The organism is Klebsiella sp. LY, from assembly GCF_004010915.1.
GTDB classification, from domain to species: Bacteria; Pseudomonadota; Gammaproteobacteria; order Enterobacterales; family Enterobacteriaceae; genus Klebsiella; species Klebsiella quasipneumoniae.
This window is the reverse complement of sequence record NZ_CP022444.1, coordinates 3,014,632-3,034,101: the sequence shown is the minus strand read 5'-3', so window position 1 is coordinate 3,034,101 and position 19,470 is coordinate 3,014,632. Positions and strand designations below refer to the sequence as shown.

19 protein-coding genes are annotated in these 19,470 nt (G+C 59.3%); 14 read left to right on the top strand and 5 right to left on the bottom strand.

The window, feature by feature from the left end:
- The first annotated feature begins 108 nt into the window (after positions 1-108).
- The 3 genes from holC to CE636_RS17730 all read left to right on the top strand — a co-directional run bounded on the left by holC (position 109) and on the right by CE636_RS17730 (position 4,030).
- A complete protein-coding gene (holC, locus tag CE636_RS17740) occupies positions 109-552 on the top strand; it encodes a DNA polymerase III subunit chi (protein ID WP_004206530.1) in 444 nt (147 codons plus the stop codon).
- Positions 552-3,407 (top strand): valine--tRNA ligase, encoded by a 2,856-nt coding sequence (locus CE636_RS17735; RefSeq protein WP_017900564.1) that lies wholly within the window; start codon positions 552-554, stop codon positions 3,405-3,407. Before holC ends, CE636_RS17735 begins: the two co-directional genes overlap by 1 nt.
- 119 nt (positions 3,408-3,526) lie before the next feature.
- A complete protein-coding gene (locus tag CE636_RS17730; protein ID WP_017900565.1) occupies positions 3,527-4,030 on the top strand; it encodes a GNAT family N-acetyltransferase in 504 nt (167 codons plus the stop codon).
- A 283-nt stretch (positions 4,031-4,313) separates the two neighbouring features.
- Here CE636_RS17730 and miaE read toward each other — a convergent pair whose 3' ends face one another.
- Positions 4,314-5,078 (bottom strand): tRNA isopentenyl-2-thiomethyl-A-37 hydroxylase MiaE, encoded by a 765-nt coding sequence (gene miaE, locus CE636_RS17725; RefSeq protein ID WP_004206526.1) that lies wholly within the window; start codon positions 5,076-5,078, stop codon positions 4,314-4,316.
- A gap of 58 nt (positions 5,079-5,136) precedes the next feature.
- The gene (rraB, locus tag CE636_RS17720; protein ID WP_004206524.1) at positions 5,137-5,559 is read right to left on the bottom strand and encodes a ribonuclease E inhibitor RraB; all 423 of its coding nucleotides are present in this window, start codon (positions 5,557-5,559) and stop codon (positions 5,137-5,139) included.
- Positions 5,560-5,657: 98 nt separating this feature from the next.
- Between rraB and argL the strand changes: the two genes are divergently transcribed.
- Together argL and argF are read left to right on the top strand one after the other, a co-directional pair.
- The gene (gene argL / locus CE636_RS29680) at positions 5,658-5,753 is read left to right on the top strand and encodes a putative translational regulatory protein ArgL (RefSeq protein WP_370736902.1); all 96 of its coding nucleotides are present in this window, start codon (positions 5,658-5,660) and stop codon (positions 5,751-5,753) included.
- Entirely contained in the window at positions 5,723-6,727 is a 1,005-nt protein-coding gene (argF, locus tag CE636_RS17715; protein WP_017900566.1) for an ornithine carbamoyltransferase, read from the top strand. The genes argL and argF overlap by 31 nt, the downstream gene beginning before the upstream one ends.
- 69 nt (positions 6,728-6,796) lie before the next feature.
- Here argF and CE636_RS17710 read toward each other — a convergent pair whose 3' ends face one another.
- On the bottom strand, positions 6,797-7,249 hold the full coding sequence (locus CE636_RS17710; RefSeq protein ID WP_017900567.1) for a YhcH/YjgK/YiaL family protein: 453 nt from the start codon (positions 7,247-7,249) through the stop codon (positions 6,797-6,799).
- Positions 7,250-7,443: 194 nt separating this feature from the next.
- On the opposite strand from CE636_RS17710, the gene CE636_RS17700 reads away from it, so the two are divergent.
- From CE636_RS17700 to ridA, 5 genes are all read left to right on the top strand, one after another.
- Positions 7,444-7,548 carry a pyrBI operon leader peptide gene (locus tag CE636_RS17700; protein WP_002886930.1) on the top strand — a complete coding sequence of 35 codons (105 nt, stop codon included), beginning with the start codon at positions 7,444-7,446 and terminating at the stop codon, positions 7,546-7,548.
- Positions 7,523-7,582: a pyrBI operon leader peptide gene (locus tag CE636_RS29675; RefSeq protein WP_227650304.1), complete on the top strand. Its 60-nt coding sequence runs from the start codon at positions 7,523-7,525 to the stop codon at positions 7,580-7,582. The genes CE636_RS17700 and CE636_RS29675 overlap by 26 nt, the downstream gene beginning before the upstream one ends.
- A 2-nt stretch (positions 7,583-7,584) precedes the next feature.
- Positions 7,585-8,520, top strand: coding sequence for an aspartate carbamoyltransferase (gene pyrB, locus CE636_RS17690; protein WP_004206522.1), 936 nt, complete (start codon positions 7,585-7,587; stop codon positions 8,518-8,520).
- Between the two features lie 14 nt (positions 8,521-8,534).
- Positions 8,535-8,996, top strand: coding sequence for an aspartate carbamoyltransferase regulatory subunit (gene pyrI, locus CE636_RS17685; protein WP_002886927.1), 462 nt, complete (start codon positions 8,535-8,537; stop codon positions 8,994-8,996).
- Positions 8,997-9,148: 152 nt separating this feature from the next.
- The gene (gene ridA / locus CE636_RS17680; RefSeq protein WP_002886926.1) at positions 9,149-9,535 is read left to right on the top strand and encodes a 2-iminobutanoate/2-iminopropanoate deaminase; all 387 of its coding nucleotides are present in this window, start codon (positions 9,149-9,151) and stop codon (positions 9,533-9,535) included.
- A gap of 73 nt (positions 9,536-9,608) precedes the next feature.
- Here the strand turns inward: ridA and mgtA are convergent, their stop codons facing one another.
- Entirely contained in the window at positions 9,609-12,317 is a 2,709-nt protein-coding gene (gene mgtA, locus CE636_RS17675) for a magnesium-translocating P-type ATPase (protein WP_004206521.1), read from the bottom strand.
- 145 nt (positions 12,318-12,462) lie between these two features.
- On the bottom strand, positions 12,463-12,516 hold the full coding sequence (mgtL, locus tag CE636_RS29670; RefSeq protein ID WP_219340445.1) for a mgtA regulatory leader peptide MgtL: 54 nt from the start codon (positions 12,514-12,516) through the stop codon (positions 12,463-12,465).
- 178 nt (positions 12,517-12,694) lie between these two features.
- Here mgtL and treR point away from each other — a divergent pair, with 178 nt between their 5' ends.
- The 4 genes from treR to nrdD all read left to right on the top strand — a co-directional run bounded on the left by treR (position 12,695) and on the right by nrdD (position 19,423).
- A complete protein-coding gene (gene treR / locus CE636_RS17665; RefSeq protein ID WP_004206520.1) occupies positions 12,695-13,642 on the top strand; it encodes a trehalose operon repressor TreR in 948 nt (315 codons plus the stop codon).
- Between the two features lie 131 nt (positions 13,643-13,773).
- The gene (gene treB / locus CE636_RS17660) at positions 13,774-15,192 is read left to right on the top strand and encodes a PTS trehalose transporter subunit IIBC (RefSeq protein WP_017900568.1); all 1,419 of its coding nucleotides are present in this window, start codon (positions 13,774-13,776) and stop codon (positions 15,190-15,192) included.
- Between the two features lie 51 nt (positions 15,193-15,243).
- Positions 15,244-16,899, top strand: a complete 1,656-nt coding sequence (gene treC, locus CE636_RS17655) for an alpha,alpha-phosphotrehalase (RefSeq protein ID WP_017900569.1) — start codon at positions 15,244-15,246, stop codon at positions 16,897-16,899.
- Positions 16,900-17,284: 385 nt separating this feature from the next.
- Complete coding sequence (nrdD, locus tag CE636_RS17650) at positions 17,285-19,423, top strand: anaerobic ribonucleoside-triphosphate reductase (protein WP_004206513.1); 2,139 nt, start codon at positions 17,285-17,287, stop codon at positions 19,421-19,423.
- Positions 19,424-19,470: the final 47 nt, after the last annotated feature.

Here is a 19,470-nt window from a genome sequence, read left to right as displayed (position 1 = left end):
CCCGGTGGCGCTACGCTTACCGGGCCTACGGAAAGATGCCGTTTGTAGGCCGGGTAAGCGTAGCGCCACCCGGCTTTGCATTTAAATCCACGACAAGAAGCCCCATATATGAAGAATGCAACGTTCTACCTTCTGGACAACGAAGACACCGTCGACGGCCTGAGCGCCGTCGAGCAGCTGGTGTGTGACATTGCCGCAGAACGTTGGCGCAACGGCAAGCGCGTCCTGATCGCCTGTGAAGATGAGCAGCAGGCGATTCGTCTCGATGAGGCGCTGTGGTCGCGGCCGCCGGAGAGCTTTGTGCCGCACAATCTGGCGGGCGAAGGCCCGCGAGGCGGCGCGCCGGTGGAGATTGCCTGGCCGCAAAAGCGCAACAGCAGCCCGCGGGATATTCTGATCAGCCTGCGGCTTAACTTTGCAGATTTTGCCACCGCTTTCACAGAAGTGATAGACTTTGTCCCTTACGAAGAAAATCTGAAACAACTGGCGCGCGAACGCTATAAGGCGTACCGCATGGCTGGTTTCAACCTGAACACGGCAACCTGGAAATAATGGAAAAGACATACAACCCACAAGATATCGAACAGCCGCTTTACGAGCACTGGGAAAAGCAGGGCTATTTCAAACCGAATGGTGATGAAAGCCAGGAGAGCTTCTGCATCATGATCCCGCCGCCGAACGTCACCGGCAGTTTGCATATGGGTCATGCCTTCCAGCAAACCATCATGGATACCATGATTCGCTACCAGCGCATGCAGGGCAAAAACACCCTGTGGCAGGCGGGGACCGACCACGCGGGTATCGCTACCCAGATGGTGGTTGAGCGTAAGATTGCCGCTGAAGAAGGGAAAACCCGCCACGACTACGGCCGCGACGCCTTCATCGACAAAATCTGGCAGTGGAAAGCGGAATCCGGCGGCACCATTACCCGTCAGATGCGCCGTCTCGGCAACTCCGTGGACTGGGAGCGCGAGCGCTTCACCATGGACGAGGGGCTTTCCAATGCCGTGAAAGAAGTGTTTGTTCGCCTGTACAAAGAAGATCTGATCTACCGCGGTAAACGCCTGGTTAACTGGGACCCGAAACTGCGCACCGCCATTTCCGACCTCGAAGTGGAAAACCGCGAATCGAAAGGTTCGATGTGGCACATCCGCTACCCGCTGGCCGATGGCGCGAAAACCGCTGACGGTAAAGACTACCTGGTGGTCGCCACTACCCGTCCGGAAACCCTGCTGGGCGATACCGGCGTGGCCGTTAACCCGGAAGATCCGCGCTACAAAGATCTGATTGGCAAATTCGTGGTGCTGCCGCTGGTAAACCGCCGCATCCCGATCGTGGGCGACGAACACGCCGACATGGAGAAAGGCACCGGCTGCGTGAAGATCACCCCGGCGCACGACTTTAACGACTACGAAGTGGGTCGTCGTCACCAGCTGCCGATGATCAACATCCTGACCTTTGACGGCGACATCCGCGAAAGCGCGGAAGTGTACGACACCAAAGGCAATGAATCTGACGTCTACTCCAGCGAGATCCCGGCGGAGTTCCAGAAACTGGAACGCTTCGCGGCGCGTAAAGCCGTCGTTGCGGCGGTTGACGCCCTCGGCCTGCTGGAAGAGATCAAACCGCACGACCTGACCGTCCCTTACGGCGACCGCGGCGGCGTGGTTATCGAACCGATGCTGACCGACCAGTGGTACGTGCGCGCGGACGTGCTGGCCAAGCCGGCGGTGGAAGCCGTTGAAAACGGCGACATCCAGTTCGTGCCGAAGCAGTACGAAAACATGTACTTCTCCTGGATGCGCGATATTCAGGACTGGTGTATCTCCCGTCAGCTGTGGTGGGGTCACCGCATTCCGGCATGGTATGACAACGACGGCAACGTCTACGTGGGCCGTAGCGAAGACGAAGTGCGTCAGGAAAACAACCTGAGCGCCGACGTTGCGCTGCGTCAGGACGAAGACGTTCTCGATACCTGGTTCTCCTCCGCGCTGTGGACCTTCTCCACCCTCGGCTGGCCGGAAAACACCGACGCCCTGCGTCAGTTCCACCCAACCAGCGTGATGGTGTCCGGCTTCGACATCATCTTCTTCTGGATCGCCCGCATGATCATGATGACCATGCACTTCATCAAAGATGAAAACGGTAAACCGCAGGTTCCGTTTAAGACCGTCTACATGACTGGTCTGATCCGCGATGACGAAGGCCAGAAGATGTCCAAATCCAAGGGTAACGTTATTGACCCGCTGGATATGGTTGACGGCATCACCCTGCCGGAGCTGCTGGAGAAACGTACCGGCAACATGATGCAGCCGCAGCTGGCGGAGAAAATCCGTAAGCGCACCGAGAAACAGTTCCCGAACGGCATCGAGCCGCACGGCACCGACGCCCTGCGCTTCACCCTGGCGGCGCTGGCCTCTACCGGCCGCGACATCAACTGGGATATGAAGCGTCTGGAAGGTTACCGTAACTTCTGTAACAAGCTGTGGAACGCCAGCCGCTTTGTGCTGATGAACACCGAAGATCAGGATTGCGGCTTCAACGGCGGCGAGATGGTGCTCTCCCTGGCCGACCGCTGGATCCTTGCGGAATTCAACCACACCGTCAAAGCGTATCGCGAAGCGCTGGATAACTTCCGCTTCGATATCGCCGCCGGCATCCTGTATGAGTTCACCTGGAACCAGTTCTGCGACTGGTACCTGGAACTGACCAAGCCGGTCATGAACGGCGGCAGCGAAGCGGAGCTGCGCGGCACTCGCCATACGCTGGTGACTGTGCTGGAAGGTCTGCTGCGCCTGGCGCATCCGATCATTCCGTTCATCACCGAGACCATCTGGCAGCGCGTGAAGGTCATCTGCGGGATCACCGCCGACACCATCATGCTGCAGCCGTTCCCGCAGTACGATGCCTCTCAGGTGGACGACGCGGCGCTGGCCGACACCGAATGGCTGAAGCAGGCGATCGTCGCCGTGCGTAACATCCGTGCGGAAATGAACATCGCTCCGGGCAAACCGCTGGAACTGCTGCTGCGCGGCTGCAGCAAAGAGGCCGAGCGTCGCGTGAACGACAACCGCAGCTTCCTGCTGAATCTGGCGCGTCTGGAAAGCATTACCGTGCTGCCTGCCGAGGATAAAGGTCCGGTCTCGGTGACCAAGATCGTCGACGGCGCCGAACTGCTGATCCCGATGGCGGGCCTCATCAACAAAGAAGATGAGCTGGCGCGTCTGGCGAAAGAAGTGGCGAAAATCGAAGGTGAAATTGGCCGCATCGAAAGCAAGCTGGCCAACGAAGGCTTTGTGGCCCGTGCGCCGGAAGCGGTGATCGCCAAAGAGCGCGAGAAGCTGGAAGGCTACGCGGAAGCGAAAGCGAAGCTGATTGAACAGCAGGCGGTGATCGCCGCGCTGTAACCCTCCCGCCCCTTGCCACCCGGCAAGGGGCGTTTTTATGAAACATCCTCGCTTGCGCTCTCCCCTGCCGCGATGTTATTAACATCATCATTCGTTTTTTTTGGGTAATGAGTCATTGTATGAATACGAGCGTCCCCGCGGCGACGTTGCTGCGTCGCATTACGGCGGCAGACAATCCCGCCATCGCCAGGGTCATCCGTCAGGTCTCCGCTGAATACGGCCTGACCGCCGATAAAGGCTATACGGTCGCCGACCCGAATCTCGATGAGCTGTATGAGCTGTACAGCCAGCCGGGCTCCGCCTACTGGGTGGTGGAGAAAGAGGGAGAAGTGGTGGGCGGCGGCGGCGTCGCGCCGCTCGCCTGCAGCGAGCCGGATATCTGCGAGCTGCAGAAAATGTATTTTATGACCAGCGCCCGCGGCCAGGGGCTGGCGAAGAAGCTGGCGCTGTTGGCGCTGGACTACGCCCGCGAGCAGGGCTTTAAACGCTGCTATCTGGAAACCACCGCCTTCCTGACGGAGGCGATCGGCTTATATGAGCATCTTGGCTTCGAACATATTGACGGTCCGCTGGGCTGCACCGGCCACGTGGACTGCGAAGTGCGGATGTTGAAAACGCTGTAGCGCCTCGATATCGCAGGCGTCCCCGGTAGCGCTACGCTTATCGGGGCGACAGTTCGGTAGCCCGGCTAAGCGCAGCGCGAGCCGGGGTATGTCCCGGATGGCACTGCTGGCACCTTACCCGTGCTCGCGGTGCCGTTTTTTTGTCGGGTGGCGGCTAACGCCTTACCCAACCTACGGCCCGTACTATTGCGAGCTGAAGCTCTCAACGCTATCTCTCTCCCCATGGCTAATGAAACTGCCGGTGTTAGTGGCTACCGGGGCTACAGGGGCCGAATAGCGTGGGCTACGCCGCCGCCGGCACGCCGCTGTGAAAGCGGAACTCGGCCTCCGGACGGAGGATCAGCGCCGCTTCCGCCTCGCCGAGCTGGCGTACCCGCTCGCTGATATCTTCTCCGGCAATCTTCTGCGCCAGATCCAGGTAGTCCTGATAGTGACGCGCTTCCGAGCGCAGCAGCGACAGATAGAACTTCTGCAGATCGTCGTCCAGCCACGGCGCCAGCGCCGCAAAGCGCTCGCAGGAGCGGGCCTCGATATAGGCGCCGCAGATGAGCTTATCGATCAGCATCACCGGCTCATGTGAGCGTACCTCCCGTCGCATGCCGCGGGCATAGTTGCTGGCGGTGATTTTGACATAGGGGATATCGCGCGCCAGCATCATCTCCCGCACTTGCCAGAAGTGATGCAGCTCCTCTTTAATCAGCAAAATCATGCTGTCCAGCAGCTGACGGCCCCATGGGTCGTCGGTCTGCGGCATGGCGCTTTTGTTGATCCGCTTATGCAGAGCGACAAAATCCGGCTCCGGCCCCCGGCGGTAGGTGAAGTCTTCATACGGCTTCAGGCAGTCCAGAAGCTCATCGGCGTCGGCTTTATCCGCGACGTAGCGACGCACCAGCAGCATGGCGTTCTGCGCCGCTTTCAGTTCGCACACCATATGGTCGGTCAGCAGCAGCGGCAGGTTTTCCGGCTTGCGGGCTTCGTCAATCCACGCCTGCGGCGTCGGGCAGTGCAGGAAGTTGATAATCGGGGAGAGTATCTGCGGGTAATCCATGGAAGTTCCTTGCTATACGGCGGCTGGCGCCGCCGTATCCATCTACAACATCTGCGACTTAGTGACGAACGCCATCGTCGTCTTCATCGACAAAATCTTCGTCATCATCGCCGTCTTCTTCGCCGTTCGGGTCCTCATAGTAGGTGCCCCAACCGTCATACTCGACGTCAAATTTTTCTGCCAGCGTCATCAGCTGTTCCACCTGGGCATCGATCAGTTCTGCGTTCAGGGCGCATTCGCTCAGAATATCGCAGCAGATGACCACTTCACCCTCTTCCACTTCCAGCTCTTCGGGCTCGGTTACTTCGTAGCCCAGCTTAAAGGCTTCCACCGCCACTTTCTCCAGGGTTTCGAAATCGTCTGCAGAGAGGTGATGCTCAATCGTGTACAGTGCGTCCGGATCGCTGCCATCCTCCAGCAGCTCTTCGATAATCAGACGCGTCTCTTCACGCTGTTCTTCCAGGTGTTCCGGGTTTGCCATGGCTCGTTCCTCATAATGTGCGGCAGTTATCCCTATTGTCACATACCGCCGTCATTGCCTCCACTTCTCAGTGAAAGATTTCGATCACAGACTTGCAAATGAATATTCATACATATAAATTGAATTTTAATTCAATTAGTGGCCTATGCCAGGTGAGGGAACCATGTCTGCGTTTTACCAGAAGCATTTTTTAAAGTTACTCGATTTTACGCCTGCAGAAATCACCGCTCTGCTCGAGCTGGCGGCAAAGCTGAAAGCCGATAAGAAAAACGGTATCGAAGTCCAGAAACTGGCAGGGAAAAACATCGCGCTCATCTTCGAAAAAGACTCAACCCGTACACGATGCTCTTTCGAAGTTGCCGCATACGATCAGGGCGCCCGCGTGACCTACCTGGGGCCCAGCGGCAGCCAGATTGGCCATAAAGAGTCGATCAAGGACACCGCCCGCGTGCTCGGACGGATGTACGACGGCATTCAGTACCGCGGCCACGGCCAGGAAGTGGTGGAGACCCTGGCGCAATACGCCGGCGTGCCGGTGTGGAACGGCCTCACCAACGAGTTCCACCCCACCCAGCTGCTGGCGGACCTGCTGACCATGAAAGAGCATCTGCCGGGCAAAGCCTTTAACCAGATGACGCTGGTCTACGCCGGCGACGCGCGCAACAACATGGGCAATTCGATGCTGGAAGCCGCCGCGTTGACAGGTCTGGAGCTGCGCCTGGTGGCGCCATCGGCCTGCTGGCCGGAGGCCGCGCTGGTGGAAACCTGTACCGCGCTGGCGAAACAGCAGGGCGGCAACATCACCCTGACGGAAGATATCGCCGCGGGGGTGAAAGGCGCCGATTTTATCTATACCGACGTCTGGGTCTCAATGGGCGAGGCGAAGGAAAAATGGGCCGAACGTATCGCCCTGCTGCGCGACTATCAGGTTAACAGCGCGATGCTGGCGCTGACCGGCAATCCGCAGGTCAAGTTCCTCCACTGCCTGCCGGCGTTCCATGACGACCAGACCACGCTGGGCAAACAGATGGCGGCCGATTACGGCCTGCACGGCGGCATGGAAGTGACTGACGAGGTGTTTGAGTCGGCGGCAAGCGTGGTCTTTGACCAGGCGGAAAACCGGATGCACACCATCAAAGCGGTGATGGTGGCGACGCTGAGCAAATAGTCCTTCGCTCGCCGTCAAATCCCGGATCGCTCGGCGCGTATCCGGGATACCGCCCGTCAGGGCGCTGCGTTACGCCATCAGCATCTTCACCACCGCTTTGCGCACCTTCGCCGGCGCGCCCACGGCGCACAGCGGTTTATGCACTTCCCCGGGATAAAACACCACAAAGTCCCCTTCGTTAAGGATCACCGTTTGCTCCTGCGTCCCCTCCGCCAGGAAAGCGATGTCTTTCTCCGCCAGCCAGTCGGTCTGCGGCTCTCCTGCCGGCAAGGTGCTGAAGGTCATCCCCTCGCTGCCGCGGAGCACAATCTGGATATCGAGATAGCGGGTATGATATTCCGCGCGGCGTGCGGCCTGCGGCTCGGTGGTGTCTTCGGAAATCAGATAAAACAGGTTGTCGCCGTCGATATCGTGTTTACCCAGCGGCGTCGCCTCGCTGACATGGGCGATAACGTGTTCGATAGCCTCGCGCAGCGCGGCCGGCAGCCACGGCTGCAGATGGTGGATATTGCCAATAATCATCGCTTACCTCAAATATAAAACAACATTTCATTTTTGCGTTTTATACCCCCATCGCCGCTGCCATACCAGTACAGTTTCATGGTTCTTTGCGCTGGCGCACTTTTCTGCAGGCAAACGATTACCTGATTGTGAATGAATCGCTTGATCGTCATAACGGTCTGCGTATAATGCCAGTCGTTTTGCCGGGAGGAAGCATGGCCAATTGCGTACGACATTCTGTCTTAGCGCGTCTCAATGCAGACGCTGGCCTGCCGTTTTTCTTTCCGTTGCTCATTGGATTCCCGAAGCCCCTTATTTAAGGGGCTTTTTTTTTGCCCAGGCGTCAGGAGATAAGCATGGCTAACCCGCTATATCAAAAACATATCATTTCCATAAACGATCTCAGCCGCGAAGACCTCGAACTGGTGCTGGCGACGGCGGCAAAGCTGAAAGCCAATCCACAACCCGAGCTGCTGAAGCATAAGGTTATCGCCAGCTGTTTCTTTGAAGCCTCGACCCGCACCCGCCTCTCTTTTGAAACCTCGATGCACCGCCTGGGGGCCAGCGTGGTCGGCTTTTCCGACAGCGCCAACACTTCGCTGGGCAAAAAAGGGGAAACGCTGGCGGATACCATCTCCGTCATCAGCACCTACGTTGATGCCATCGTGATGCGTCATCCGCAGGAGGGCGCGGCCCGTCTGGCGACCGAATTCTCCGGCGGCGTGCCGGTACTGAACGCCGGCGACGGCGCTAACCAGCACCCGACCCAAACCCTGCTCGACCTGTTCACCATTCAGGAGACCCAGGGCCGCCTCGAAAACCTCAACGTGGCGATGGTCGGCGATCTGAAGTATGGCCGTACCGTCCACTCCCTGACCCAGGCGCTGGCCAAGTTCAGCGGCAACCGCTTCTACTTCATCGCCCCGGACGCGCTGGCCATGCCGCAATACATCCTCGATATGCTGGATGAAAAAGGTATCGCCTGGAGCCTGCATAGCGCCATCGACGACGTAATGGCGGAAGTGGATATTCTGTACATGACCCGCGTGCAGAAAGAACGTCTGGATCCGTCGGAATATGCCAACGTCAAAGCGCAGTTCGTCCTGCGCGCCGCCGACCTTGAAGGGGCGCGCGCTAACATGAAGGTGCTGCACCCGCTGCCGCGCATTGACGAAATCACCACCGATGTCGATAAAACGCCGCACGCCTGGTACTTCCAGCAGGCCGGTAACGGCATCTTCGCCCGCCAGGCGTTACTGGCACTGGTACTGAATAGCGAGCTGGCTCTGTAAGGGGGAAATGAGAGATGACACACGACAATAAACTGCAGGTAGAAGCGATCAAACGCGGCACCGTGATCGACCACATCCCGGCGCAGGTCGGCTTTAAGCTGCTCACCCTGTTCAAACTGACCGAAACCGACCAGCGCATCACCATCGGCCTGAACCTGCCCTCCGGCGAGATGGGCCGCAAAGACTTGATTAAAATCGAGAACACCTTCCTGACCGACGAGCAGGTTAACCAGCTGTCGTTATACGCCCCGCAGGCGACGGTAAACCGCATTGATGATTACGAAGTGGTGGGCAAATCCCGCCCGAGCCTGCCGGATCGTATCGACAGCGTGCTGGTCTGCCCGAACAGCAACTGTATCAGCCACGCCGAACCGGTTTCTTCCAGTTTTGCAGTGAAAAAGCGCGCTGATGACATCGCACTCAAATGTAAATACTGCGAAAAAGAGTTTTCTCATTATGTGGTGCTGGCCAACTAAATGCGGTTGGTATTGGTGGTAGGCCTCCCTATAATGGCTACCACCCTACGCTTCGTCCTTCAGGCGGCGTCTGCGCCGGCGATACAGCGCTTATCGCCTGGCGGCAACCTGAATGATTTTGCGTAACATTACTCAGTTCATCTGGAGATAACATGAGCAAAACTATTGCGACGGAAAATGCACCAGCAGCAATTGGCCCATACGTTCAGGGCGTTGACCTCGGCAGCATGATCATCACCTCTGGCCAAATCCCGGTCGACCCGAAAACCGGCAGCGTTCCGGAAGACGTGTCCGCACAGGCGCGCCAGTCGCTGAACAACGTGAAAGCGATCGTTGAAGCCGCTGGCCTCACCGTCGGCGATATCGTCAAGACCACCGTTTTCGTCAAAGACCTCAACGATTTCGCTACCGTTAACGCCACTTACGAAGCATTCTTCACCGAGCACAACGCCACCTTCCCGGCGCGCTCCTGCGTTGAAGTGGCGCGTCTGCCGAAAGATGTGAAGATCGAGATCGAAGCCATCGCCGTGCGTCGCTGATCGCTAACCTCGGCATGAAAAAAGGCAGCCCGCAGGCTGCCTTTTTTACGTGGGTCATCCGTAAACCTTCCCCTCATTGCCAGCCGTAGCGGCGGCTGTAGAAGCCTTTGACGGTTTGGGTCAGCACCATATAGCCCGCCAGGATCGCCACCAGCCACGGGAAGTAGCTCAGCGGCAGAGCCTGCAGCTGCAGATAGCCCGCCAGCGGCGAGAACGGCAGCGCGATCCCCACCGCCATCACCACCAGGGTCATGGCGAACAGCGGCCAGGCGGCGCGGCTCTGGACGAACGGAATGCGCCGGGTGCGGATCATGTGCACAATCAGCGTTTGCGACAGCAGCCCCTCGATAAACCAGCCGGACTGGAACAGGGTCTGCATCTCCACGGTATTGGCGTGGAACACCCACCACATCAGGCCGAAGGTGAGGATATCGAAAATCGAGCTGATCGGGCCGAAGAAGACCATAAAGCGCCCGAGATCGGCCGGGTTCCAGCGCTGCGGTTTGCGGATCTGTTCATCATCGACGTTATCGAACGGGATCGCCACCTGGGAGACATCGTACAGCAGGTTTTGAATCAACAGGTGCAGCGGCAGCATCGGCAGAAACGGCAGGAAGGCGCTGGCCACCAGCACGCTGAAGACGTTGCCGAAGTTGGAGCTGGCGGTCATTTTGATGTACTTAAGCATGTTGGCGAAGGTGCGGCGTCCTTCGATCACCCCCTCCTCCAGCACCATCAGGCTCTTCTCCAGCAGAATGATATCCGCCGCCTCGCGGGCAATATCCACCGCGCCGTCGACCGAGATGCCGATGTCCGCCGCGCGCAGCGCCGGGGCGTCGTTGATGCCGTCGCCCATAAAGCCCACCACGTGGCCTTCGCGTTTCAGCAGCGTCACGATACGCTCCTTATGCAGCGGCGCCAGGCGGGCGAAGAGCGTGGTGCGTTTCGCCAGCGCCGCCAGCTCGTCGTCGCTCATCGCTTCAATCTGGCTGCCAATCACCACTTCGCCGGCATCCAGCCCCACTTCATGGCACACCTTGGCCGCCACCAGCTCGCTGTCGCCGGTGAGGATCTTCACCGTGATGCCGCTGGCTTTTAACGCTTTCAGCGCCGGAGCGGTGGTCTCTTTCGGCGGATCGAGGAAAGCGATGTAGCCTTCCAGGATCAGGTCCGACTCATCGGCGCGCTGGTAGTCGCCTTCGCGGGCCGGCAGATATTTGGTCGCCACCGCCACCACCCGCAGCCCCTGCCGGTTGAGGGTGTCGGTCACCCGGCGAATGCGGCGCAGCATGGTGTCGTCAAGCGGCACGATATCGCCGTTGTAGCGCACCTGGGTTGAGACGTTGAGGATCTCCTGCAGCGCCCCTTTGCAGATCAGCTGATGCGCGTCGTCCTGCTCTTTGACCACCACCGACATGCGGCGGCGTTCGAAGTCGAAGGGGATCTCATCTACCTTCTGCCAGCGCGCCGCCAGCCCGCGGGCGGCTTCCAGCTCAACGCCCTCCAGCACCGCGGTGTCGAGCAGGTTTTTCAGGCCGGTCTGGTAGTGGCTGTTGAGCCAGGCGGCATGCAGTACCCGCTCGCTGACCTTGCCGGAGACGTCGGTATGGTTCTCCAGCACGATTTTATCCTGGGTCAGGGTGCCGGTTTTATCGGTGCAGAGGATGTCCATCGCGCCAAAATTCTGAATGGCGTCGAGGTGCTTCACGATAACCTTTTGCTTCGACAGCTTCACCGCCCCGCGCGCCAGCGTCGAGGTGACGATCATCGGCAGCATCTCCGGCGTCAGGCCAACCGCCACCGACAGCGCGAACAGCGCCGCCTCCCACCAGTCGCCTTTGGTGTAGCCATTGATCAGCAGCACCACCGGGGCCATCACCAGCATAAAGCGGATCAGCAACATGCTCACCCGACTGATGCCTTTCTGGAAGGCGTTCGGCTCGCTCTCCTGCTCGCTGACGCGGCCGGCCAGTTGACCAAACCAGGTGTGGCCGCCGGTGGCGAAGACGATGGCCTGCGCCGAGCCGCTCACCACGTTGGTGCCCATAAAGCACAGGGTGTCGCACTCCAGCGGGTTCTGCTGCAGCGGATCGCGGCTGCGGGCCACTTTCTCCACCGGCAGCGATTCGCCGGTCAGCGAGGCCTGGGCGACGAACAGATCCCGCGCCTGCAGGATACGCAGGTCGGCCGGGATCATGTCTCCCGCCGACAGCCTGATGATGTCGCCCGGCACCAGCTGGTCGATAGGCAATTCCAGCCAGCGGCTCTCCCCCTGCTCGTTGACCACCCGCAGCACGGTGGCGGTATTGCTCACCATCGCCTTCAGCGCATCCGCCGCTTTGGTCGAGCGCGCCTCCTGGATGAAGTTGAGCAGCGTCGAGATCCCCACCATCAGGGCGATAACCCCGGCGGCGAACAGATCCTCGGTGGAATAGGAGACGATGCCGAGCACCGTCAACAGCAGATTGAACGGGTTGCGGTAGCAAGTCCACAGATGCACCCACCACGGCGAGGGCTTCTGCGCCGGGATCTGGTTGTCACCGTGTTTGAGGATTTTCGCCGCCACTTCGCCTTCATTGAGCCCTTCTGGGTGGCTGTCAAAGGCGCGCCAGATCTCCTGGTCGTCCATCGCCGCCACGTCCAGGCACTGTTTGCCCAGCGACTCAGGAATGGGGCCGCTCGCCAGATGGCGGGCGTCCGGCAGCGGATCGCGCTGGACTAAACGGCGTGGCAGATGGCGGCTAAGCTGTGCGAACAGCTGCCGGGTATAATTTTTCAGCATAAACAGTCCCTCCGCGCTCGCGTAAGCGAACGCAGCGTTGCCGACGGGCGTAGCAAAACCTACCTGTCAGGCATGTTATTTTTATGGCAGGGACATCAAGGACGTCACTGCTTTACGCTTTCCGGTAAAGCAGTGTTAAACAGGCTTACCGGAAAGAAAGGTTGCTCCATCGAGGATGAGGAGTGGGATCGGGGTCCATAACTATCTCCGGTAAGTGAATATAAACGGCGCGGATTATAGCGCCCTCGTTAAGGATTGTGTGGCAATAATGGCGATGATAAACCCGCGCAACTAAACCGAACGTAAACCAGACTTTGCTCATTGCGGTTTGGTTGAGTAGCATTATGCTCACTTCTACCCCCTGACGAGAATTCCGCATGCAGAACCGGCTGACCATCAAAGATATCGCGCGCTTAAGCGGCGTAGGGAAATCAACGGTATCCCGCGTCCTCAACAACGAGAGCGGGGTCAGCGAACGGACCCGCGAGCGCGTCGAAGCGGTGATGCAGCAGCACGGTTTCTCGCCCTCCCGCTCCGCCCGCGCCATGCGCGGCCAGAGCGATAAAGTGGTGGCGATTATCGTCACCCGTCTCGATTCGCTGTCGGAAAACCTCGCCGTGCAGACCATGCTGCCCGCCTTTTATGAGCAGGGTTACGACCCGATTATGATGGAGAGTCAGTTCTCCCCGGGGCTGGTGGAGGAGCATCTCGGCATGCTCGCCCGGCGTAATATTGACGGCGTGGTACTGTTCGGTTTTACCGGCATCGACGAGGCGATGCTCGCCCCCTGGCGCGACACCCTGGTGCTGATGGCCCGCGACGCCCCCGGCTTCGCCTCGGTATGCTATGACGACGAGGGGGCCATCACGCTGCTGATGCAGCGGCTCTACGAACGCGGACATCGCCACATCAGCTTCCTTGGCGTACCGCACAGCGACGTCACCACCGGCGAACGCCGCCATCTCGCCTACCTCGCCTTCTGTAAAAAGCATCGTCTGACGCCCACCGCCGCCCTGCCGGGGCTGGGCATGAAGCAGGGGTATGACACCGTCGCCAGCGTGTTGACGGCCGAGACCAGCGCCCTGGTCTGCGCCACCGATACCCTCGCCCTCGGCGCCAGTAAGTACCTCCAGCAGCAGGGCCGCGATGCGCTGCAGCTCGCCAGCGTCGGCAGCACGCCGCTGATGAAGTTTCTCCACCCGGAAATCTTGACCGTCGATCCGGGCTATGCCGAGTCCGGACGCCGGGCCGCCCGGCAGTTGATCGAGCAGATCGCCGGCAGCGTTGATCCCCGCCAGATCGTAATTCCCGCCGCCCTGAATTAATCTCGTTCGGGCGATTTATGTGATCGTCGCCGGGTTTCGGGAACGTTCCCATTTTGCAAATCAAGCGGAACGGTTAGGATGCCCTCAAGGTAAAAACGGCATCTCTCCCCCTCTGTTTTTGAGGCTTCATCATGAGCAAAGTAAACCAGCAGGACATCGATAAACTGATCGAACTGGTGGGCGGGCGCGGCAATATCGCCACCGTCAGCCACTGTATTACCCGTTTGCGCTTTGTGCTGAACGACCCGGCCATCGCCAGACCAAAAGAGATTGAGCAGCTGCGCATGGTGAAGGGATGCTTCACTAACGCCGGCCAGTTCCAGGTGGTCATCGGCACCGAGGTGGGCGATTACTACAAAGCCCTGCTGGCGACCACTGGCCAGACTTCCGCCGATAAAGAGCAGGTCAAACAGGCCGCGCGGCAAAATATGAAGTGGCATGAACAGCTGATCTCGCACTTCGCCGAGATCTTCTTCCCACTGCTGCCGGCGCTGATCAGCGGCGGTCTGATCCTCGGTTTCCGCAACGTCATCGGCGACTTACCTATGAGCAACGGCCAGACGCTGGCCCAGATGCACCCGTCGCTGAAAACCATCTATGACTTCCTGTGGCTGATTGGCGAGGCGATCTTCTTCTATCTGCCGGTGGGGATCTGCTGGTCGGCGGTGAAGAAGATGGGCGGTACGCCGATCCTCGGGATCGTCCTTGGCGTGACCCTGGTGTCCCCGCAGCTGATGAATGCCTATCTCCTCGGCCAGCAGGTGCCGGAGGTGTGGAACTTCGGCCTGTTTACCATTGCTAAAGTCGGCTACCAGGCGCAGGTGATCCCGGCCCTGCTGGCAGGCCTGACCTTAGGCTTTATCGAGACGCGCCTCAAGCGCATTGTGCCGGACTACCTCTACCTGGTCATTGTGCCGGTCTGCTCGCTGATCCTGGCGGTATTCCTCGCGCACGCCATTATCGGTCCGTTCGGCCGCCTGATCGGCGACGGCGTGGCCTTCGCGGTGCGCCATCTGTTAACCGGCAGCTTCGCGCCGATCGGCGCCGCGCTGTTTGGCTTCCTCTACGCGCCGCTGGTGATAACCGGCGTCCACCAGACCACCCTCGCCATCGATATGCAGATGATCCAGAGCATGGGCGGTACCCCGGTGTGGCCGCTGATTGCGCTGTCCAACATTGCCCAGGCGTCGGCGGTGGTCGGCATCATCATCGCCAGCCGCAAGCAGAATGAACGTGAAATATCGGTGCCGGCGGCGATCTCCGCCTATCTCGGGGTCACCGAGCCGGCAATGTACGGTATCAACCTGAAGTACCGCTTCCCGATGCTGTGCGCAATGATCGGCTCCGGCCTCGCCGGCCTGCTGTGCGGCCTGAACGGCGTGCTGGCGAACGGCATCGGCGTCGGCGGCCTGCCGGGGATCCTCTCCATCCAGCCAACCTACTGGCAGGTGTACGCCATGGCGATGGCCATCGCGGTGGTGGTGCCGATTATCCTCACCACCGTGGTGTATCAGCGCAAGTACCGTCAGGGCACCTTGCAGATTGTCTAACTTCTTCTTTCGGGGCGCCTTTGGCGCCCCTCGTTGCAGCAGGAAAGTACTATGAATCAACTCCCCCACTGGTGGCAAAACGGCGTTATTTATCAAATCTATCCGAAGAGTTTTCAGGATACCACCGGCAGCGGTACCGGCGACCTGCGCGGCGTCACCTCCCGCCTCGACTATCTGCAAAAGCTTGGGGTAGACGCCATCTGGCTGACGCCGTTCTACGTCTCTCCGCAGGTGGATAACGGCTACGACGTGGCGAACTACACCGCCATCGATCCCTCCTACGGCACGATGGCCGACTTTGACGCCCTGGTGGCGGAGGCGAAGGCCCGCGGGATCCGCATCGTGCTGGATATGGTGCTGAACCATACCTCGACCGAACACGAATGGTTCCGTCAGTCGCTGAATAAGGAAAGCCCCTACCGTCAGTTCTATATCTGGCGCGATGGCGAACCGGACGCCCTGCCGAACAACTGGCGCTCCAAGTTTGGCGGCAACGCCTGGCAGTGGCACGCCGACAGCGGGCAGTATTATCTGCACCTGTTCGCCATTGAGCAGGCGGATCTCAACTGGGAGAATCCGGCGGTGCGCGCCGAGCTGAAAAAGGTCTGCGAATTCTGGGCTGACCGCGGCGTCGACGGTCTGCGCCTCGACGTGGTCAACCTGATCTCAAAAGACCAGACCTTTCCCTGCGATCTGGACGGGGATGGCCGCCGCTTCTATACCGACGGCCCGCGGGTGCATGAGTTCCTGCAGGAGATGAGCCGCGATGTCTTCACCCCGCGTAACCTGATGACCGTCGGCGAGATGTCTTCCACCTCGCTGGAACACTGCCAGCAGTACGCCGCGCTTGACGGCCGCGAGCTGTCGATGACCTTTAACTTCCACCATTTAAAAGTCGATTATCCCGGAGGGGAGAAGTGGACCCTCGCCCGCCCGGACTATGTGGCGCTGAAGGCGCTGTTCCGCCACTGGCAGCAGGGGATGCACAACCGGGCATGGAACGCGCTGTTCTGGTGTAACCACGATCAGCCGCGCATCGTCTCGCGCTTTGGCGACGAAGGCGCGTACCGGGTGCCGGCGGCGAAGATGCTGGCGATGGTGCTGCACGGCATGCAGGGCACGCCCTATATTTATCAGGGCGAAGAGATCGGTATGACCAATCCGCACTTCAACAGCATCAGCGATTATCGCGACGTCGAGAGCCACAATATGTTTATCGAACGTGCGGCGCAGGGACAAAGCCCGGACGAACTGCTGGCAATCCTTGCCAGCAAATCGCGCGACAACAGCCGCACGCCGATGCCGTGGCATAGTGGCGAGAACGGTGGCTTTAGCGACGGTGAGCCGTGGATCGGCCTTGGCGATAACTACCGGGAGATCAACGTCGAGGCGGCGCTGGCGGATCCCGATTCAGTGTTTTATGCCTATCAGCAGCTGATTACGCTGCGTAAAACCCTGCCGCTGCTGACCTGGGGCGATTACGAGGATCTGCTGCCGGAGCATCCGTCGCTGTGGTGCTATCGCCGTCAGTGGCAGGGGCAAACGCTGGTGGTCGCCGCCAACCTGAGCCGCGACCTGCAGACCTGGCAGCCAGAGGAGGCCCCAGGCGACTGGAAGATGATTATCAGCAACTATGCCGAGACCACGCCCCGCCCGACCGGGCTGACGCTGCGGCCGTTCGAAGCGGTATGGTGGCTGCAGGCGTAAGGTATCCCCTGCCCTCCCGAGATGAGAATGTCATGCCTGGCGCCGGAGGCGAACGCCAGGCATTTTTGCTTATTTTCCAGCCAGATAAATTTACATTTATCGCCAGCGCCCATCATCCGTACTCTCACCTTTTTACCTTGTTCTGGGTCAATAAAATCGCAAACATCTTTGATGCAAATCACTACATATAGAACTTAAAATGCGTCCCGGCCCTACATGTTGTATTAATCGTCTATTATGTCACCATATCTTATCGATGTCTGGCGGTGATGAGATGTGGATAAAACGGGCCGGATCTGAAGGCAAACAGCACGAGCCGTAGCGCGCAGCGCCTTCGGGATAACCTCCGCCTCTGTGGATAACCTGTTCTATATATGGAGTGATCATGACACCGCATGTGATGAAACGTGATGGCTGTAAAGTGCCGTTCAAGTCAGAGCGCATTCAGGAAGCGATTCTGCGTGCAGCTAAAGCAGCGGGAGTCGATGACGCAGACTATTGCGCCACCGTCGCAGAAGTCGTTAGCCAACAAATGCAGGGCCGCGCCCAGGTCGACATCAATGAGATCCAGACCGCGGTGGAAAACCAGCTGATGTCCGGCCCCTATAAGCAGCTGGCGCGCGCCTATATTGAGTATCGCCATGACCGCGATAGCCAGCGTGAGAAGCGCGGCCGCCTCAATCAGGAGATCCGCGGCCTCGTCGAGCAGACCAACTCCGCGCTGCTCAACGAAAACGCCAACAAGGACAGTAAAGTCATCCCGACCCAGCGCGACCTGCTGGCCGGTATCGTCGCCAAGCACTACGCCCGGCAGCACCTGCTGCCTCACGATGTGGTGATGGCCCACGAACGCGGCATGATCCACTATCATGACCTCGATTACTCGCCCTTCTTCCCCATGTTTAACTGCATGCTGATCGACCTGAAAGGCATGCTGACTCAGGGCTTTAAGATGGGCAACGCGGAGATCGAGCCGCCGAAGTCTATCTCTACCGCCACCGCGGTAACAGCGCAGATCATCGCCCAGGTCGCCAGCCATATTTACGGCGGCACCACCATTAACCGCATCGATGAAGTGCTGGCGCCGTTCGTCAGCGAAAGCTTTAACAAGCATCGCAAAATCGCCGAAGAGTGGCAGATCCCGGATGCCGAAGGCTATGCCCGCGCCCGTACCGAAAAAGAGTGCTACGACGCCTTCCAGTCGCTGGAGTATGAGGTTAACACGCTGCATACCGCCAACGGCCAGACGCCGTTCGTCACCTTCGGGTTCGGCCTCGGCACCAGCTGGGAATCGCGGCTGATCCAGCAGTCGATTCTGCGTAACCGCATTGCCGGCCTCGGTAAAAACCGTAAGACCGCGGTGTTCCCGAAACTGGTGTTCGCGATCCGTGACGGCCTGAACCATAAGTTCGGCGATCCGAACTACGACATCAAACAGCTGGCGCTGGAGTGCGCCAGCAAGCGCATGTACCCGGATATCCTCAACTACGACCAGGTGGTGAAGGTTACCGGGTCGTTTAAAACGCCGATGGGCTGCCGCAGCTTCCTCGGGGTGTGGGAAAACGAGAACGGCGAGCAGGTGCACGATGGGCGCAATAACCTCGGCGTTATCAGCCTCAACCTGCCGCGCATCGCCCTGGAAGCGAAAGGCGACGAAGCCGCCTTCTGGGCGCTGCTGGACGAGCGCCTGCAGCTGGCGCGCAAAGCGCTGATGACCCGTATTGCCCGCCTGGAAGGGGTAAAAGCGCGCGTGGCGCCGATCCTCTATATGGAAGGGGCCTGCGGCGTGCGACTGAAAGCCGACGACGACGTCTCCGAGATTTTCAAAAACGGCCGGGCGTCGATTTCGCTGGGCTATATCGGTATCCATGAAACCATCAATGCACTGTACGGCAATCAGCACATGTACGACAGCGAGGCGCTGCGCGAGAAGGGTGTGGCCATCGTCCAGCGCCTGCGCGACGCCGTCGATTTGTGGAAGGAAGAGACCGGCTACGGCTTTAGCTTGTACAGCACGCCGAGCGAAAACCTGTGCGATCGCTTCTGCCGTCTCGATACCGCCGAGTTTGGCGTGGTGGAAGGGGTAACCGACAAAGGTTACTACACCAACAGCTTCCACCTCGACGTGGAGAAGAAGGTCAACCCATACGACAAGATCGATTTTGAAGCGCCGTATCCGCCGCTGGCCAACGGGGGCTTCATTTGCTACGGCGAATACCCGAACATCCAGCACAACCTGAAGGCGCTGGAGGACGTGTGGGATTACAGCTATCAGCATGTGCCGTATTACGGAACCAATACGCCGATCGATGAATGCTACGAGTGTGGTTTCACCGGCGAGTTCGAGTGCACCAGCAAGGGTTTTACCTGCCCGAAATGCGGTAACCACGACGCCTCCCGCGTTTCCGTTACCCGCCGGGTGTGCGGCTACCTCGGTAGCCCGGACGCGCGTCCGTTCAACGCCGGCAAGCAGGAAGAAGTGAAGCGCCGCGTGAAGCACCTGGGCAATGGGCAGATCGGTTAAAGAACAATGCGCTTTTCCCGGATAGCGGCGCGCAGCGCCTTATCCGG

Bases quoted from the DNA above. Each gene is read 5' to 3' on its own strand.
- holC (WP_004206530.1), top strand. From the start codon at position 109: ATGAAGAATGCAACGTTCTACCTTCTGGACAACGAAGACACCGTCGAC.
- CE636_RS17735 (WP_017900564.1), top strand. From the start codon at position 552: ATGGAAAAGACATACAACCCACAAGATATCGAACAGCCGCTTTACGAG.
- CE636_RS17730 (WP_017900565.1), top strand. From the start codon at position 3,527: ATGAATACGAGCGTCCCCGCGGCGACGTTGCTGCGTCGCATTACGGCG.
- miaE (WP_004206526.1), bottom strand. From the start codon at position 5,078: ATGGATTACCCGCAGATACTCTCCCCGATTATCAACTTCCTGCACTGC.
- rraB (WP_004206524.1), bottom strand. From the start codon at position 5,559: ATGGCAAACCCGGAACACCTGGAAGAACAGCGTGAAGAGACGCGTCTG.
- argL (WP_370736902.1), top strand. From the start codon at position 5,658: ATGAATATTCATACATATAAATTGAATTTTAATTCAATTAGTGGCCTA.
- argF (WP_017900566.1), top strand. From the start codon at position 5,723: ATGTCTGCGTTTTACCAGAAGCATTTTTTAAAGTTACTCGATTTTACG.
- CE636_RS17710 (WP_017900567.1), bottom strand. From the start codon at position 7,249: ATGATTATTGGCAATATCCACCATCTGCAGCCGTGGCTGCCGGCCGCG.
- CE636_RS17700 (WP_002886930.1), top strand. From the start codon at position 7,444: ATGGCCAATTGCGTACGACATTCTGTCTTAGCGCGTCTCAATGCAGAC.
- pyrB (WP_004206522.1), top strand. From the start codon at position 7,585: ATGGCTAACCCGCTATATCAAAAACATATCATTTCCATAAACGATCTC.
- pyrI (WP_002886927.1), top strand. From the start codon at position 8,535: ATGACACACGACAATAAACTGCAGGTAGAAGCGATCAAACGCGGCACC.
- ridA (WP_002886926.1), top strand. From the start codon at position 9,149: ATGAGCAAAACTATTGCGACGGAAAATGCACCAGCAGCAATTGGCCCA.
- mgtA (WP_004206521.1), bottom strand. From the start codon at position 12,317: ATGCTGAAAAATTATACCCGGCAGCTGTTCGCACAGCTTAGCCGCCAT.
- treR (WP_004206520.1), top strand. From the start codon at position 12,695: ATGCAGAACCGGCTGACCATCAAAGATATCGCGCGCTTAAGCGGCGTA.
- treB (WP_017900568.1), top strand. From the start codon at position 13,774: ATGAGCAAAGTAAACCAGCAGGACATCGATAAACTGATCGAACTGGTG.
- treC (WP_017900569.1), top strand. From the start codon at position 15,244: ATGAATCAACTCCCCCACTGGTGGCAAAACGGCGTTATTTATCAAATC.
- nrdD (WP_004206513.1), top strand. From the start codon at position 17,285: ATGACACCGCATGTGATGAAACGTGATGGCTGTAAAGTGCCGTTCAAG.